At 53.2% G+C, this 16,317-nt stretch carries 14 protein-coding genes and 1 tRNA gene; 11 read left to right on the top strand and 4 right to left on the bottom strand.

Features of this window, described 5'->3' with window-relative positions; translation table 11 throughout:
• The 3 genes from Q7K71_04225 to rpmH all read right to left on the bottom strand — a co-directional run bounded on the left by Q7K71_04225 (nucleotide 1) and on the right by rpmH (nucleotide 1,976).
• Nucleotides 1-1,287, bottom strand: a complete 1,287-nt coding sequence (locus Q7K71_04225) for a YidC/Oxa1 family insertase periplasmic-domain containing protein (GenBank protein MDO8675307.1) — start codon at nucleotides 1,285-1,287, stop codon at nucleotides 1-3.
• A gap of 332 nt (nucleotides 1,288-1,619) precedes the next feature.
• The gene (gene yidD, locus Q7K71_04220; GenBank protein ID MDO8675306.1) at nucleotides 1,620-1,838 is read right to left on the bottom strand and encodes a membrane protein insertion efficiency factor YidD; all 219 of its coding nucleotides are present in this window, start codon (nucleotides 1,836-1,838) and stop codon (nucleotides 1,620-1,622) included.
• Nucleotides 1,839-1,976 carry a 50S ribosomal protein L34 gene (gene rpmH / locus Q7K71_04215; GenBank protein MDO8675305.1) on the bottom strand — a complete coding sequence of 46 codons (138 nt, stop codon included), beginning with the start codon at nucleotides 1,974-1,976 and terminating at the stop codon, nucleotides 1,839-1,841. It lies immediately after the preceding gene.
• A 159-nt stretch (nucleotides 1,977-2,135) separates the two neighbouring features.
• Between rpmH and dnaA the strand changes: the two genes are divergently transcribed.
• From dnaA to gyrA, 5 genes are all read left to right on the top strand, one after another.
• The gene (dnaA, locus tag Q7K71_04210; GenBank protein MDO8675304.1) at nucleotides 2,136-3,464 is read left to right on the top strand and encodes a chromosomal replication initiator protein DnaA; all 1,329 of its coding nucleotides are present in this window, start codon (nucleotides 2,136-2,138) and stop codon (nucleotides 3,462-3,464) included.
• Between the two features lie 154 nt (nucleotides 3,465-3,618).
• Nucleotides 3,619-4,707: a DNA polymerase III subunit beta gene (dnaN, locus tag Q7K71_04205; GenBank protein MDO8675303.1), complete on the top strand. Its 1,089-nt coding sequence runs from the start codon at nucleotides 3,619-3,621 to the stop codon at nucleotides 4,705-4,707.
• A gap of 27 nt (nucleotides 4,708-4,734) precedes the next feature.
• Nucleotides 4,735-4,998, top strand: a complete 264-nt coding sequence (locus tag Q7K71_04200; protein MDO8675302.1) for a hypothetical protein — start codon at nucleotides 4,735-4,737, stop codon at nucleotides 4,996-4,998.
• Between the two features lie 16 nt (nucleotides 4,999-5,014).
• On the top strand, nucleotides 5,015-7,462 hold the full coding sequence (gene gyrB, locus Q7K71_04195; GenBank protein MDO8675301.1) for a DNA topoisomerase (ATP-hydrolyzing) subunit B: 2,448 nt from the start codon (nucleotides 5,015-5,017) through the stop codon (nucleotides 7,460-7,462).
• Between the two features lie 101 nt (nucleotides 7,463-7,563).
• Entirely contained in the window at nucleotides 7,564-10,023 is a 2,460-nt protein-coding gene (gene gyrA / locus Q7K71_04190) for a DNA gyrase subunit A (GenBank protein MDO8675300.1), read from the top strand.
• A 4-nt stretch (nucleotides 10,024-10,027) separates the two neighbouring features.
• Here the strand turns inward: gyrA and Q7K71_04185 are convergent.
• Nucleotides 10,028-10,101: transfer RNA gene (locus Q7K71_04185), tRNA-Glu, on the bottom strand.
• A gap of 83 nt (nucleotides 10,102-10,184) precedes the next feature.
• Here Q7K71_04185 and Q7K71_04180 point away from each other — a divergent pair.
• From Q7K71_04180 to Q7K71_04155, 6 genes are all read left to right on the top strand, one after another.
• Entirely contained in the window at nucleotides 10,185-10,820 is a 636-nt protein-coding gene (locus Q7K71_04180) for a glutathione S-transferase family protein (protein ID MDO8675299.1), read from the top strand.
• A gap of 100 nt (nucleotides 10,821-10,920) precedes the next feature.
• Nucleotides 10,921-11,721 carry a carbon-nitrogen hydrolase family protein gene (locus Q7K71_04175; protein ID MDO8675298.1) on the top strand — a complete coding sequence of 267 codons (801 nt, stop codon included), beginning with the start codon at nucleotides 10,921-10,923 and terminating at the stop codon, nucleotides 11,719-11,721.
• Nucleotide 11,722: 1 nt separating this feature from the next.
• A complete protein-coding gene (locus Q7K71_04170) occupies nucleotides 11,723-12,703 on the top strand; it encodes a malate dehydrogenase (protein MDO8675297.1) in 981 nt (326 codons plus the stop codon).
• Nucleotides 12,704-12,872: 169 nt separating this feature from the next.
• Nucleotides 12,873-13,775 (top strand): peptidyl-prolyl cis-trans isomerase, encoded by a 903-nt coding sequence (locus Q7K71_04165; protein MDO8675296.1) that lies wholly within the window; start codon nucleotides 12,873-12,875, stop codon nucleotides 13,773-13,775.
• 32 nt (nucleotides 13,776-13,807) lie between these two features.
• A complete protein-coding gene (gene cpaB / locus Q7K71_04160; GenBank protein MDO8675295.1) occupies nucleotides 13,808-14,662 on the top strand; it encodes a Flp pilus assembly protein CpaB in 855 nt (284 codons plus the stop codon).
• 3 nt (nucleotides 14,663-14,665) lie between these two features.
• The gene (locus tag Q7K71_04155) at nucleotides 14,666-16,312 is read left to right on the top strand and encodes a TonB family protein (protein MDO8675294.1); all 1,647 of its coding nucleotides are present in this window, start codon (nucleotides 14,666-14,668) and stop codon (nucleotides 16,310-16,312) included.
• Nucleotides 16,313-16,317: the final 5 nt, after the last annotated feature.

The raw sequence follows: 16,317 nt of genomic DNA, 5'->3' as shown, positions 1-16,317 counted from the left end.
TTACACCTTAACCTTGGTCATTTTCCACTGGGTTATGGCGGAAAAGAGATAGAACATCGTAAAGTATAAAGACAGCCCGCTGGCGAATTTATAGAATATAAACCCGATAAAGACCGGGAAAAACACCGTCATCATCTTTTGCTGCATGGCCTGTGTTTGATCGGTGGCCACCATGCTCTTGGCGGATAATTTCTGCTGAACGAACATCACGCCGCCCATCAATATGGGTAATATATTAAGCTCATTACCCAAAAATGGCAATTGAAAAGGAAGAATAAAGAGGCGGTCCGGCTGGGAAAGGTCTTTGATCCACAAAAACCCCTTGCCTTGAAAATAATACGCCCGCCACAGCACCTGATACATGGCCATGAAGACCGGCATCTGCAGCAGCATCGGCAGGCATCCGCCCAGCGGATTGATCTTTTCTCGACGGTAAATCTCTATGACTTCCGCGTTTAGTTTCTTCGGGTCGCTCTTATATTTCTCTCTCAGGGCATTGATCTTCGGCTGGGCCGCCTGCATCTTGCGCATGGACATCATGCTTTTAAGGGTCAGCGGATAGGTCAGGCCGTAAAAAAGGACGCTGATCAGAATAATGGTCATGCCCCAGCTCTTGACGATCTTTTGAATAAAGACGCCTGACCAGTATACCCCCTTGGCAACGGCATCCATGGCCCCAAGATTAAAGAAAGCCACGATCTTCTCAAAATCTTTGTTGTACTTTTTCATCAAGACAATATCCTGGGGGCCGGCGAATATTGTGAATGTGTAGGAGGCCTTTGCTCCGGGGGCCAGAAAGGAGACCTTCGGCACAAGAACCATATCAAGACGGTCCTTGCTAACCGCTTTAATTTCATATCCTTTTGTTTCAAATTCCGGTCTGACCAATACGGCAGAATAGTGATCACGAAATCCCGCCCATTTCACCATGCCGGATACGTTTTTATCCTCTTTGGCATTAAATTGAAACGCGCTGGATTTGCGGAACGCTTTGCTGGCGGACAACACAGAATATTCGTCCAGCATGGTTTCCCGATTATCATGAGCAATGATGGACGCGTCAATCGTGAAGGCATTGAAAGCGATGTTTTCCAGATTGGAGATTTTATTCAGATTGGAAATTTCAATAAAGGCCAAAAACGTATGGTCATCAAGCTTCTTAAACGTTTTTGAAATACGGACGTTGTTGGTTGTGAGTTCATAGGCGATCCCGTCTTTACTGCGTCCGGATTCAGCAAAGGCCAGGGAGGAGAAGCCCTTGACCGCAACAAGATCAGTCAGGGGCATGGCTTTTGATCCAGAGAATTTTATATTGTGGAGTATCCCGCCCACATTTGATAATTCTGCATGAACAATGGGGGTTTCAATCTTGTAGATTTCTGGTTTTATTTGTTGATTCGTGGGGGCTTCTTGATTATTTGTCGGAATGTTCGACAATAAGGGAGAATCTGTGCTAACTTCTTTTACATCAATACTTTGTGTGTTGTTTACAGGCTTTGTCCTGTTGGGGGCGATAAAAATGGCTTCGTACCCAAATAAGACCACTATAGACAAAACAATGGCTAAAAATGTTCTTTGTTCCATATTAATTCTCCGTACGGGCACGGCATGCCGTGCCCCTACACAGGATCATAGCCGCCCGTAGAAAGAGGGGAGCAGCGTAAAATACGTCCGAGCGCCTGAAGGCTTCCTTTAAAGGCCCCGTGTTTGCGGATGGCTTCTTCGCCATAGCAGGAACATGAGGGACAAAAACGGCATGCCCCGCCGAAGGCGGGGACCCAAAAACGGCTGAAGAACCGGTACGCTTGAATGATAAAAATAAGGCCCTGGGCAACCATCTAGGGGATCAGCTTGTTGCGGCCCTTGGCGCGGCGGCGCTTGAGGACGTTACGCCCGTCGGAGGTGGCCATGCGTTTGCGGAATCCGTGTCTTTTTTTCCCGACAATGTTGGTCGGGGTCTTTAAATGTTTTTTCATAGTTCGGCAATTATAACATGGGGCATGTTGAAGTCAAGGTTTTTGGCTCGGTCCAAAAAAGACGTTGCAATGAAAAAGTGCTCTGTTATAATGCGTCCCATAAAGAAGGGGCCGTGTCCCCAGCTGTGGATAACTTGTGATTGATTCAGACCATTGGCTATGACCCTCCTCGACATTTGGAACAAGGCCCAGGCGGACATTAAAACCGCCGTCGGCGAAACCTCCTACGATACCTGGCTGGCCAACCTCAAGGCCCTTGAAAAAGCGCCCGGCACGCTCGTGCTGCAAGCGCCGGACGAATTTTTCAAAGGATGGATCGTTGAACATTACGCCGGGGTCATTGAACGCTCCCTCAAAGGAGAGGGAAGGGCCATTGCCGTTGAATTTGAGGTCAATCCCGGGCTCCTGAACAAGCCCACCCAGGAAAAATTGGGAAGCTTTGAACGCAATTTCCAGAGGGACGGCCAGAGCTCAAACCTCAACCCCCGGCTTGTCTTTGACCATTTTGTCGTAGGCCCCTCCAACCGTTTTGCCTTCGCGGCGGCCCAGGCCGTCGCCGAATCGCCGGCCAAGGCCTATAATCCGTTTTTCATCTACGGGCCCGTGGGTTTGGGCAAGACCCATTTGATGCAGGCCATCACGCACCAGGTGCAAAAGCTCCACCCATCGCTTAAGATCTGCTATTTGTCGTCCGAGCAATTCACCAATGAGCTCATCAATGCCATCCGCCACCGCAACACGGAAAGTTTCCGGCAAAAATACCGCAACATTGACGTGCTTTTGATCGATGACATCCATTTCATCGCCGGCAAGGAAAGCACGCAGGAGGAATTCTTTCACACGTTCAACACCCTGCACGACCATCGCAAGCAGATCGTCATTTGCTCGGACAGGCCGCCCAAGGAGATCGCCAATCTCGAGGAGCGCCTGGTGTCGCGTTTCGCGTGGGGACTGATCACCGACATCCAGCCGCCGGATTTTGAAACGCGGGTCGCTATTTTAAGGAAAAAGCTGGACCTGGAGTCCGTCCAGGTCCCCGACGAAGTTGTGCTGTTCATTGCCCAGGAGATCAAAACCAATATCCGGGAACTGGAGGGGGCTCTGATCCGTGTTGTGGCCTACGCGCTTTTGGAAGAAAAACCCATCATCTTAAGCACGGCCAAGCAGGTGCTCAAAGATATGGTCAAAGAAACCATCAAAACCATCAGTGTGGAAATGGTGCAAAAAGAGGTGGCCTCGTTTTTTAACATCGCCGTGCAGGACCTGAAAACCAAAAAACGGCACAAGAGCATCATCATCCCGCGGCAGATCGCCATGTACCTGGCGCGCAAACTGACAACGCATTCGCTTCCTGAGATCGGGGGCGCTTTTGGCGGCAAAGACCACACCACGATCCTGCACGCGTTCAAAAAGATCGAAAACGACCTGACAACGAACGCGGAAACCAAAAAGATCGTTGAGCGATTAAGTTTGGTATTATTAGAGTAGGGGGTTGTCCACAGGGTTATACACAGCTGTGAATAACATAACCATATCATTACCAACAGTTTTTATCTCTAATTCAATTTATCCACAACCCTTACTAATACGACTGCTATTTGAATTTAGCCCAATTTAATAAAAACAGCATGAGGATGTGAATATGAAAATCAAGGTGAATAAGGAAGAACTGCTGGCCGGTATCGGGGTGGTGGGTAATATTGTTTCTCAAAAAACAACCCTTCCTATATTATCCAACATGCTTTTAGAGGTCCAGGACGATATTTTAAAGATGAACACAACAGATCTGGATATCGGGATTTCCTGTGAATTGCCTGTCCACATCCTTGAACAAGGGGCGATCACGGTCCCGGCCAAGAAATTCAGCGATATTATCCGTGAGTTACCCAGTGGGGAAGTTGTGATCTACACCCGCAAGAACAACCAGATCGAAATTGAAGGGGTCAACTGCCAGTTTAAACTCAACGGATTGGCTAAAGACGAATTCCCAAAATTCCCTGAATTTAAGGAAAAGGATACGGTCCTGATCAAACAAAGCGATCTGAAAGAAATGATACGGCTGACGTCATTCGCTGTTTCTTATGAAGAATCCAGGTATGTGCTCAACGGTATTTTATTGGAGGTCTCCGGGGACACGGCGCGCATGGTGGCGACCGACGGGCGGCGTTTGGCGAAGATCGAAAAGAAACTCGTGGCGCCGTACGGCAAAGACATTAATATCATTCTACCGATCAAAGCGGTCGGAGAGATCAACCGCAACTTGAAAGATAGCGGGAATTGTTCGATTACGGTCGGTACAAACCAGGTCCTTTTTAATATCGACGGCGTTTTGATCGCCACCCGCATCATTGAAGGGGAATTCCCCAACTATAAGCAGGTCGTTCCCAAAGAGATCGCCGCGAAAGTCAAGGTCAAGACACAGGACCTTTTGGCCGCCATCCGGCGGGCCAACCTTTTATCCACCCGGGATTTTCAGGCCATCAAATTTGAGTTGTTCAAGGAAAAGCTTGTGATCTCCAAATCCACGCCGGACGTCGGGGAAAGCCGCGAAGAAGTGGCGGTGGAATACGGGCACAATGAGATCATGGCCGGGTTCAACCCTCAGTTTTTCATTGACGTCCTTAAAAACATCGCCGACGAGCGCATTGAAATGGAATTTTTGGGGCCGGACAAGCCGTGTGTGATACGCCTGCGGGATTATTTGTATCTGGCTTTGCCGATGCGGCTATAATGTCATTTTTGATTTTTCTGTTGCGCCATGGCTGCCATTAAAGATATCATTGCCAATGTTATCCACGACATGTCCGCGGGTTCCCGCAAGGACCTGGCCGCGTTGTGGCAGGGCATTTGTCCTCAAGGAACACAGGTGGTTGATCTTAAGGAAGGCGTCGCTTTCATTCATGTGGACAGCTCGGCGCGCCTCGTGCACTTGAATGCCCGGCGCGGCGTCCTGCTGAAAACCATTCAGGCCCAATGCCCGCAGGTGAAGGAATTGAAGTTTAAAGTCGGTAAGGTGGCATAACAAATTAAGGGAACATATGAAGACCGAAGAAAAAAAAGAAAAGACCCCTAAGGTCAAAACGGCAAAATACACGGCCGAGAACATCCAGGTCCTCGAGGGCCTGGAGGCGGTGCGGATGCGTCCGGCCATGTATATCGGGGACACGTTCAGCCGCGGACTGCACCATTTGGTCTATGAGGCCGTGGACAATTCCATCGACGAGGCCCTGGCCGGCCACTGCAGCAGCATTGAGGTCACCGTCCACCAGAACGAGAGCATCTCCGTCGTGGACAACGGCCGCGGCATTCCGGTGGACATCCATAAGACCGAGAAAAAACCCGCGGTGGAGGTGGTGTTGACCACCCTGCACTCCGGCGGAAAATTTGACAAGGACTCGTATAAGGTTTCCGGAGGCCTGCACGGGGTCGGCATCAGCTGCGTGAACGCGCTCTCCGAATGGTTTGAGGTCGAGGTCAAGCGTGAGGGGGCCATTTATCACATGCGCTTTGAACGCGGCAAGACCGTGTCCAAACTGACCACCATCGGCAAAACCAAGACCACGGGGACCAAGGTCACGTTCAAACCGGACAGGACGATCTTCAAGGAGGTTTATTCTTTCTCTTATGACATCCTGGCCAAGCGCATGAGGGAGCTGGCATTTTTGAACAAAGGCATTTCGATCAAACTGATCGACCAGCGCGCCGGCAAGGCCAAGGAAAACGAATTTCTTTTTAAAGGCGGCATTGTTTCGTTCGTGGAACACCTTTCGCAGAACAAGACGCCCCTGCACAATAAGGTGTTTTATTTTGAAAAGGAAAAAGACAATACCGGCGTTGAAGTGGCCATGCAATACAACGACAGTTATAACGAGACGGTGTTCTCCTACGCCAACAGCATCAATACCGTCGAGGGGGGCACGCACCTTTCGGGGTTCCGTTCAGCGCTGACGCGCGCCATCAACAATTATGCCAAGGCCAAGAAACTGCTCAAGGACGACATCGGCATTTCCGGCGACGACACCCGTGAAGGCCTGGTGGCGGTCATTTCCATCAAGCTCCCGTCCCCGCAATTCGAGGGCCAGACCAAAACGAAATTGGGCAATTCCGAGGTGGACGGCCTGGTGGCGTCCCTGACGCTGGAGGCGCTCACGGGATTCTTTGAGGAAAACCCGTCGGTGGCCAACAAGATCATTGACAAGGTCATTGTCGCGGCCCGCGCCCGCGAAGCCGCGCGCAAGGCGCGCGAACTGACCCGCCGCAAGGGCGCTTTGGACAGCGGAGGACTGCCCGGCAAGCTCGCGGACTGCTCCGAGAAAGACCCGTCGCTTTGTGAAGTTTATCTGGTGGAGGGCGATTCCGCCGGCGGCTCCGCCAAACAGGGCCGCAACCGCGCGTTCCAGGCCATCCTGCCGCTCAAAGGAAAGATCCTCAACGTTGAAAAATCGCGGCTGGACAAGATCCTGTCCAACGAAGAGATCCGCACCATCATCACCGCCCTGGGGGCCGGGGTCGGCGAGGAATTCAACGTGGAAAAATTGCGTTATCACAAGATCATTTTGATGTGCGACGCCGATGTTGACGGGTCGCATATCCGCACGCTCATCCTGACGCTGTTGTACCGCCAGATGCCCCAGCTCATTGAGGGCGGCTACGTTTACATCGCCCAGCCGCCCCTTTACAAGGTCAGCCGGGGCAAACGGGAAGAATACATCCAGACCGAAAAGGAAATGAATGACCTGATCCTGGACCTGGGCACCGAGGGCATGCGGCTGACCAAGATCGAGGACAAAAAGACCTACACGCCCGCGCAGTTAAAGGACATCCTGCAAGCGCTGGTTGAATTGGAGTCCATCGTCGAGCGCCTGAAGAGGCGCGGGGTTGATTTTACCGCGTTCGCCGTAAAATACAACGCCAAGACCAAGAAAATGCCCCGGTATCTGGTCAAATCCGCCGGCGCAGAGCAGTATGTTTATGATGACAAAGAATTGGCCGAGATCACCAAGGACGACGAAGAGACCCAGTATGTCGAGATCTTTGAGTCCGAAGAGACCGAAGAGATCCAGGCCCGGCTGGACAAGTTTGACCTGTTTTTGCAGGATTATGAGCGCAAAAACGAAGAGCAGGTGCTGTTGGCCAAGGACAAGAAAGAAAAGGTCAAGGTCAAGGACATTTTAAAGCCCTTGTTGATCGTTGAGGACGAGAAGGCCAAAACAGAGCTCATGTCCATCGCGGACCTGATGGAGTTCGTGCGCGCGGCCGCCAAAAAAGGCATGCACATCCAGCGCTATAAGGGTCTGGGGGAAATGAATCCGCAGCAATTGTGGGAGACGACCATGGACCCCGAGCGGCGCACGTTATTGAAGGTTGCCCTCGAGGATGCCGTGGAGGTGGACAAGACCTTCGCGATGCTCATGGGGGATGAAGTCGAGCCAAGGCGTGCGTTCATCGAGAGCTACGCCCACGAGGTGAAGAATTTAGATATTTAATGCAGAATTATGGAATTATGGGGACACAATACTTAATTCCTGCGGTTCTACGACTGAATTAAGTATTGTGTCCCCATAATTCTGCAATTGAAAGGGTTGTTATGTCGCGCGATTTGAACAAAAAAGAAAAGATCGTTCCTGTTTACATCGAAGAGGAAATGAAGAAGTCCTATCTGGCCTATTCGATGTCCGTCATCGTGGGCCGGGCCCTGCCGGACGTGCGCGATGGCTTAAAGCCCGTTCACCGGCGCATCCTGTACGCGATGAAGGATTTGAACCTTGAACACAACAAGCCCTACAAGAAAAGCGCGCGCATCGTCGGTGAGGTCTTAGGCAAGTACCACCCCCACGGTGATTCCGCGGTCTATGACACCATGGTGCGCATGGTGCAGGACTTTTCCCTGCGTTATCCTTTGATCGACGGGCAGGGCAATTTCGGGTCCATTGACGGGGACGCGGCCGCGGCGATGCGTTACACCGAGGCCCGCATGGCGTCCGTTGCCGAGGACATGATGGGGGACATTGACAAGCAGACCGTTGATTTTTCGCCGAATTTTGATGGGTCGCTCGAGGAGCCGGACATTTTGCCGGGCATGGTCCCCAACCTGCTGGTCAACGGCTCTTCGGGCATCGCGGTGGGCATGGCCACCAATATGGCGCCGCACAATCTGGGTGAGGTCATCGACGGCATCGTCCATCTGCTTGATAACCCGGACGCGGTGGTCAAGGACCTGATGAAATTCGTCAAGGGGCCTGATTTTCCGACGGGAGGCATCATTTGCGGCCGCGAGGGCATTGCCGGCGCGTACAACACGGGCCGGGGCAAGGTGCTCATCCGCGCCAAGGTCTCCATTGAACAGCAGAAAGGCAACAAGGAAACGATCATCATTGATGAGGTGCCTTATCAGGTCAACAAGGCCAACCTGATCACGGCCATCGCGGACCTGGTGCAGAACAAACAGATCGACGGCATCACCGATATCCGCGACGAAAGCGACAAGGATGGCATCCGTGTTGTCATTGAACTGCGCCGGGACGTTAACCCCGACATCGTCCTGAACTACCTTTATAAGCACACGCAGATGGAGGTGACCTTCGGCATCATCAATCTGGCGCTGGTCAACCGGTCGCCTAAGGTCCTCAACCTCAAACAATTGATGGGCCATTATATCGGGCACCGCCGCGTCGTCATCCGCCGGCGCACGCAGTTCGACCTGGACAAAGCGGTACGCCGTGCCCATATTCTGGAAGGTTTAAAGACCGCGTTCAAGCATCTCGACGAGATCATTAAGACCATCCGCGCGTCCAAGACCACGGCCGACGCCAAGGAAGCGCTGATCAAGAAATTTGACCTTTCCGACGCGCAGGCGCAGGCGATCCTGGAAATGCAATTGCAGCGTTTGGCCGCGCTCGAGAGGGACAAGATCGAGGCCGAGTACCAGCAGCTGCTCAAAGACATCGACGATTACCGCGCCATCCTGGCTTCCGACGAGAAAGTGGACGCGCTCATCAAGGACGAGCTGGCGCAATTGAAGAAAAAGTACGCGGATGAGCGGCGCACCGCGATCGCCGGCAGGGCCGAGGACATCGCCATCGAGGACATGATCGCCGACGAGGACATGGCCATCACCATCACCAACAAGGGCTATATCAAGCGCCTGTCCGTGGATGCCTACCATTCGCAGAAACGCGGGGGCAAGGGCGTCACGGCCATGACGACCGCGGAAGAGGATTTTGTCGAGCGCATGTTCGTCGCGTCGTCCAAGGACCACCTGCTCATTTTTTCCAATGCCGGGACCGTGCGCTGGCTCAAGGTGTATGAGATCCCCGTCGCCTCACGCGCGGCCAAGGGCAAGGCCATTGTCAATTTGCTTTCGTTCAAGCCCGAAGAAAAGATCAGCGCCATTGTGGCGGTCAAGGAATTCCGCGAAGACCAGCACCTGGTTTTTGCCACCAAATTCGGCCTGGTCAAAAAAACCGCCTTGTCCGCGTTCGGCAATCCGCGCAAAGGAGGCATCGTCGGCATCGGCCTGGAAAAGGAGGATGAGCTGATCGGTGTGGCTTTAAGCAACGGCAAAGAGGACGTTCTTCTGGCCACGCGCCAGGGCATCTCCCTGCGTTTTCCCGAGAAGCAATTGCGCGACATGGGCCGTTCGGCCAAGGGCGTGCACGGCATCCATCTTGACAAGGGCGATTTTTGCGTGGCGATGCTGGTCTTTGCGCCGGACGTGGATAAGACGGGCGCGAAACTCTTGACGGTGTGCGAATTGGGGTATGCCAAAAGATCGGACTTTGCCGACTACCGCACCCAATCGCGTGCCGGCAAAGGGATCATCAACGTGAAGGTGACCGAGAAAAACGGCCCCGTGGTCGCTGTTTTGTCCGTCATGGACGAGGACCAGATCATGGCGGTGACCAAGAAGGGCATGGTCGTGCGCTCTTCCCCCTCGGAGATCCGGGAGACCGGCCGCAGCGCGCAGGGGGTCCGGCTCATCAGTTTGCAGGCCAAGGACATGGTCAGTTCCATCGCCCACGTCGTCGTCGGTAAAGAGGACGAATAAAGAACGACCCCAACGGGATTTGAACCCGTGCTGCAAGCTTGAAAAGCTTGTGTCCTGACCAGGCTAGACGATGGGGTCGAAAAAACAAGAAGGGCAAAAATGATTGCCCTAATTATAGTAACCCTCACCTCTTCGTCAAGAAGAAAAATCGAGGAAACCCCATGTTAACGATTTACGGCTCCGACCTTTCAGGCCCGGCCATTAAGGTGCGCCTGGCCGCCAGCTGGATGGGCATCGAGCACAAATGGCAACTCGTCAATTTGCGCGAGGGCGAGCAAAAAAACGAATGGTTCCTGAAAATAAACCCCGTCGGCAAGGTGCCGGCCATTGACGACGACGGATTTCATCTTTTTGAAAGCAATGCCATTTGCAAATATCTGGCCTCAAAACACAACTCCCCCCTGTACCCACAAGACCTCAAACAAAGGGCGGTCATTGATCAGTGGGTTGATTTTATTTCATTCCATATCAATGCCCACCTGGCCACGGTCGTCTATAGCCGGGTCTTTGCCCCACGTTTCGGCCGGCCCGTGAATGAACAATCTCTGGCAGACGCGCTCAAATTTCTGGACGCGCAGCTCCCTGTCATTGAAAAACAATTGTCGGTGCATAAACATGTTGTCGGTGAGAGCCTTACCCTCGCCGACATTGTTCTGTTCGCGATGCTTGAGCCCGTGGAAATGGCGAATTTCAGTTTAAGTCCGTATCCGCACCTGGGCGCATGGCGTCAGGAATTGAAAGAACAGCCGTTTTATACCAAATGTTATAAGGAATACGGGGAAATGTTGAAAAAATGACACCGAAGGTGTCACCCCCGAATGTTTTTGTCGGGGGTCCAGGGAGGGCATGTTCTGGATTCCCGACAGAAGCATTCGGGAATGACAGAAGCGGACAACGATGAAAATTGCATTAATTCAATTCAATGCCGGGTTGGATAAAAATGACAATATTGCCCGCGCTTTCGTTTTTGTCCGCCGCGCCGTTGAGAACGGGGCGCAGTTCGTTTTGCTTCCCGAGATCTATAATTTCCGCGGGGACGTGCGCGATCAGCCCCTGGTCGCTTGCGTCAGCGAAAAGGTCCCGGGGGCTTCCGTCGAGCCATTCATGAAATTGGCTCGCGCCAAAGGCGTTTTTATCCTTGCCGGCTCGGTTTTTGAAAAGGCCCCGGGGGGTAAGGCCTACAATACGTCTGTTTTGATCGATGATCGCGGCAGGGTGGCGGCGAAGTACCGCAAGATCCATTTATTCGACGCCCGGCTGGGCGGTCAGGCGATCCGTGAATCCGACTGCTTTTGTCCGGGCCGTATTGGCATCAAAGCGCGGGTCGGCAAATTTACCGTCGGGCTATCGGTGTGCTATGACCTGCGCTTTCCCGATCTTTATCTGGGTTACGGCGCTTCGGGGGTTGATATCATCACCGTTCCGTCGTGTTTTACTAAAAAGACGGGACAGGCCCACTGGGAAATTTTATTGAGGGCGCGCGCCATTGAGAATTTGTGCTATGTTCTGGCCTCCAACCAGGTCGGCATGGACGCGCGCGGTATTGCGGCGTACGGCAACAGCATGGTGGTGGGCCCGTGGGGCAACGTGATCGCGCGCGGATCTGACAACAAGGAAGAAATTGTTTACGCGCAAATTAAGATGGAAGAAATAAAAAAGGCAAGAGCGGTCTTGCCGGGAATTATTAAAAGGAAGTGATATGTCCAAGCAAATAACAGTTGCCGTTACCGGAGCCGCCGGGCATATCGGCTACGCGCTTTTGTTCCGCATTGCCGCCGGGGAAATGTTCGGCAAAGACACCCGCATTGATTTGCGTTTGCTGGAATTGGAGGGCGCCCTGCCGGCTTTGCGGGGCGTTGTCATGGAACTTGACGATTGCGCTTTTCCTTTATTGAATTCCGTGACCATCACGTCGGACCCCAAGACCGCTTTCAAAGGAGCTGACTTTGTACTTCTCGTTGGCAGCGTTGTGCGCAAGGAAGGCATGGAGCGTGGCGATCTGTTGAAGATCAACGGCGGGGTTTTTATAGAACAGGGCAAGGCGCTTTCCCAGGCGGCCAAGCCGACGTGCAGGATCCTGGTCGTCGGCAATCCCTGCAACACCAATGCCTATATCGCCAAGACCGTTTGCACCAGCATCCCGGCGAAGAATTTTTTCGCCATGACCATGCTGGACCAGAACCGCGCCGCGGCGCAATTGGCCCAAAAGGCCTCTGTTGCCATCGCCTCCGTCGGCAGGGTGGCCATCTGGGGCAATCATTCGGCGACGCAATACCCCGATTTTTATAATGCCGTCATTAACGGCCGTCCGGTGACGGAAGTCATTACTGACAAGGCGTGGCTGGAAGGCGCGTTCATTGAGACCGTGCAAAAGCGCGGGGCCGCCATCATCAAGGCCAGGGGGCTTTCTTCCGCGGCTTCCGCGGCCAACGCGGCGGTGGACACGCTGCGCAATATCATGACCCCAACACCTGCCGGCGCGTTCTTTTCAGCCGCGGTCGCTTCGGACGGCAGTTACGGCATCCCGCAAGGCATCATGTTCGGTTTTCCTTTGCGTTCCAACGGACAGGACTGGGAGATCGTTCAGGGCCTCAACCACAACGATTTTGCTAAAGCCAGGATCAAGATCACCCTGGATGAGCTTTTAAGTGAAAAACAGGCGGTTGATGCGATTTTATGAGCGGCTTGTTGACACAGTAAAAATTTAATATATTATATTAAGTGTTGGTAGAATTAGGGTTGCTGAAAAAGTGTTAAAAAATCGTGGTAAAAATGGCCGCAAAACTTGCATTTTTGACATTTAACGGATATACTTACCCTTATATTATTAAGGATACCGGGAGGACTGGATGAAGAGAGCATTTTGCTGGACACGGATGGCCGCAGTTTTTTTATTCACAATTATTTTTACAGGGTGTGATCTTTTTAGTCCTCCCAAGAAAGCCCCGGCTCCGGCCCCAAGCGCGGCTGAAACATCTTCCCCTATCCCTAAAGACGTCCTTGTCCGCGTGGGCGGATGGACGTTGACCGGGTCGCAATTTGAAGAACGCCTTAAACTCCTTAAAGAAGGCCTGCCTGATTTTGACGCCACCAAGCCCGGGTCCAAAGAAGCGCTTCTCAATGAACTCATTCGCCAGCAGCTGTTGGTCAAGGACGCCGAAAATTCCGGCCTCGCCCGGGAAAGCGACATCACCGAGGCGGTGGAGGATTTCCGCCGCACGCTTTTGGTGCAAAAATTAGCCAATCAATTGACCAAGGACATTGTTGCCGACGAGAAAGAGGCCCAGGAATATTATGACCAGAACAAAGACCTTTTTGTTGAGCCAGTGCAGTATACCGTACGCGAAATCATGGTTGCCGACGAAACCGCGGCCAAGAACATTTTAGTCCAACTCCTGCAGGGCGCGGATTTTGCTGAAACGGCCAAGGCCCAGTCCAAGGCCAAGACCGCTTCCGGCGGTGGAGCGTTACCGGCATTCACCAAAGCTCCTTTTGAAGCCATGCAAAGTGCCATTGCCAATTTGGATGCCGGCGGCGTCAGCTCCGTGTTCAAAGGGCCCGAGGGCTTTTATATCGTTAAGGTGGACAGTAAAAAAGGCGGGGCGATGAAGCCCTTTGCCGGGGTCAAACAGGATTTGATCGCCGGTTTAACGCTGCGCAAACAGCAAAAGGCCATTTTGGACCACATCAATCAATTGGCCGAGAAAACCAAGGTCGAGATCAATCAAGAGCTTTTGGCCCCGGCGAAATAAACACGGGCGTTCAAAAGCGCGGAGGAAATAGCATGGCTATTGAAAACCGCAGGCAAATCCTGCTCATTGTCTTCGCGGTCGCGGCGGGCATCATGGCGACCGTCATGACCAGCAGTTACGTTAAAAACAGCATTGAGGCGCGTACCACGCAATTGGCCGAGGAATATGAGGCCAAGCAAAAAGAGGTCGTCACCCAGATCAAGCAGGACAGCGACCAGAAAATGGCCGCGTTGGGCCAGGAGCTTGAGCGCGTCAAGACCGAGCAGACGGAAGTGATCAAAAAACAGATGGCCGCCTTGCAGCAAACGGGCCAGAAGGGTCCGGCGGGGGAGAGAAGGCGCAGCAAGACCTCTTTGGCGATCAAAACGCCGGAGGGCAAGCGCGCGGTCACGGTCATGATCGATTCCCTGTCCGCGGTCGGCGGGCTTCTCAATGCCGGGGATTTTGTGGACATCATCGCCCATTTGAGCGTTCCGGTGTCCAGCTATGCCAGCGGCCCCGAGGCCAAAAAGAACAGCAATACAGTGACCGCCATGATCTTTCAGGACCTGCAGGTTCTGGCTGTCAATACCAATTTGGATGAGCCGGGTTATTATGATGAACAGCAGACCGCGCCGTCTTTGAAAGTGACGTTTGCCGTGGACCCCCAGGAAGCCGGGCTGTTGGCGTTCGCGGACATCAACGGTAAATTGGAACTCGCCTTGCGCTCTCCCAACGAGCGCGAACACCAGATGGTCAAGGCGTCCACGTGGAAGACGCTGGCGGATTATGTTTTGCAAAATCAGGGTGCTAATATCCGCGTTCCGGATGACCCCGGTGAGAGCAGGACCAAGGAGTCGATCGAAAAGCCGTACATTCAGATCTTCAAGGGCGGCAAGGAGCTTTAACCCATGAAAAAGAATTTTTTATACGCCGGTTTGGTGATCGCTTGTGTGGTGATGCCCGTTTTTGCCGGGGATGAGCAGACGCAAAATATTGATATGATCACCGGGGACCTGGAGACCATTGAGGTCAAGAATCTCACCCGCCTGTCAGTCACCGACCCCTCGGTGGCGGATGTCAGCGACGCGAAACCGGACAAGGTCCTGATCCTGGCCAAAAAATCGGGCCAGACCGCGATCTTTGTGTGGGATGATGACGGCAAGCGCGCGATCACCGTGCGGGTGGCCGGCGAGGACCTCAAGGCCCTGAAAGAGCGCATTTCGAACGTCATGGCCAAGGCGGGCATTAAGGGCGTGACCGTTGAAGAAAATCTGATGGAAGGCAAGATCGTCCTTTCCGGCGCCGTCACCAAAGCAGATAAGGCGGTGCTGGAAAAATTCACCGATCCCTATGCCGCCAATGTCATCAACCTCACCATGGAAGAGACCAGCGACGATCTGGTGCAGGTGGACATGCAGATCACGGAATTGAACACCACGCTCAATAAGAACATCGGTTTTGAATGGACCAACGCGGATGCTTCGGACAGCAGCCGCGCGGTCGCATTGAAGTATAATGAATCTTTGCCGACCACCAACGGAAGCGTGAAAGATTTCTTCAAGATCGGTGATTTCAACCGCACCAGCGCCATCATGTCGGTGGTCAACGCTTTGGTGGAAGAAGGCAAAGGCCGCGTGCTTTCCAATCCGCGATTAGTCGTTGTCAGCGGCAAGGAAGCCAGCTTCCTCGTCGGCGGTGAGATCCCCATCCGCACCACCACGACCAGCGCCAGCGGCGGCAGCACACAGGAAAATATCCAATTCAAGCAATACGGGGTCAATCTGACCATCACTCCGGCGGTGCGCGACGGAAAGGTGGATGTTTTGCTGAAAGTCGAGATCAGGGACATTGATAAAGCCAACAAGGTCGGCAATGACGTGGCGTTTTTGACCCGCGAGGCCCAGACACAGTTATATTTGGATAACGGCCAGACCATTGTCCTGGCGGGATTGATCAAGCACAATGACGGGGACAGCGTCAAGAGGGTGCCGTTCTTCAGCAGCATTCCGATCGTGGGGATGCTGTTCCGCAACCGCAGCACTCCGACCGTCAATACCGATACGGAGCTGGTGATCACGCTGACACCGACCATCCTTAAAGACAAGAAGTACGCGGCCCAGGAGACCGTCTATCCTTCCAAAGCCCTGCATAACTTTCAAAGCGAGACCAACGCGCGTTTTGACAAGAGACCGTTGAATTTTGGGGCAACCCCCCCGGCCAAAGCGCCGGTGGTGGTCGTTCCCGTCACAGGAATGGCCGCGTATGTCCGTTTGGTGCAGATGAAGATCTCCCAGTCGATCGCTTATCCCTATGAGGCCCTGCAGAAAAACTGGCAGGGAACAGTGAAGTTGAGATTGCGCATCGCCAAGGACGGGTCTTTGTCTGAAGCCGTGGTCGTGGAGCCCTCCGGACACGACGTATTTGACCAGGACGCTTTGAATACCGCCAAAATAGCGGCCCCGTTCGCCGCGTTCCCGCCGGATATGGCCGGAAATGACCTGGTTGTGACGATCCCCATTGTCTATAGTCATGGCGGCGCCCCCTCCTCCTCGTAATCACA

It is taken from the genome of Candidatus Omnitrophota bacterium (assembly GCA_030650275.1).
GTDB lineage: Bacteria > Omnitrophota > Gorgyraeia > Zapsychrales > Fredricksoniimonadaceae > JACPXN01.
Note: the sequence above shows the minus strand (reverse complement) of the source record. Positions and strands in the feature narration are given on the sequence as shown.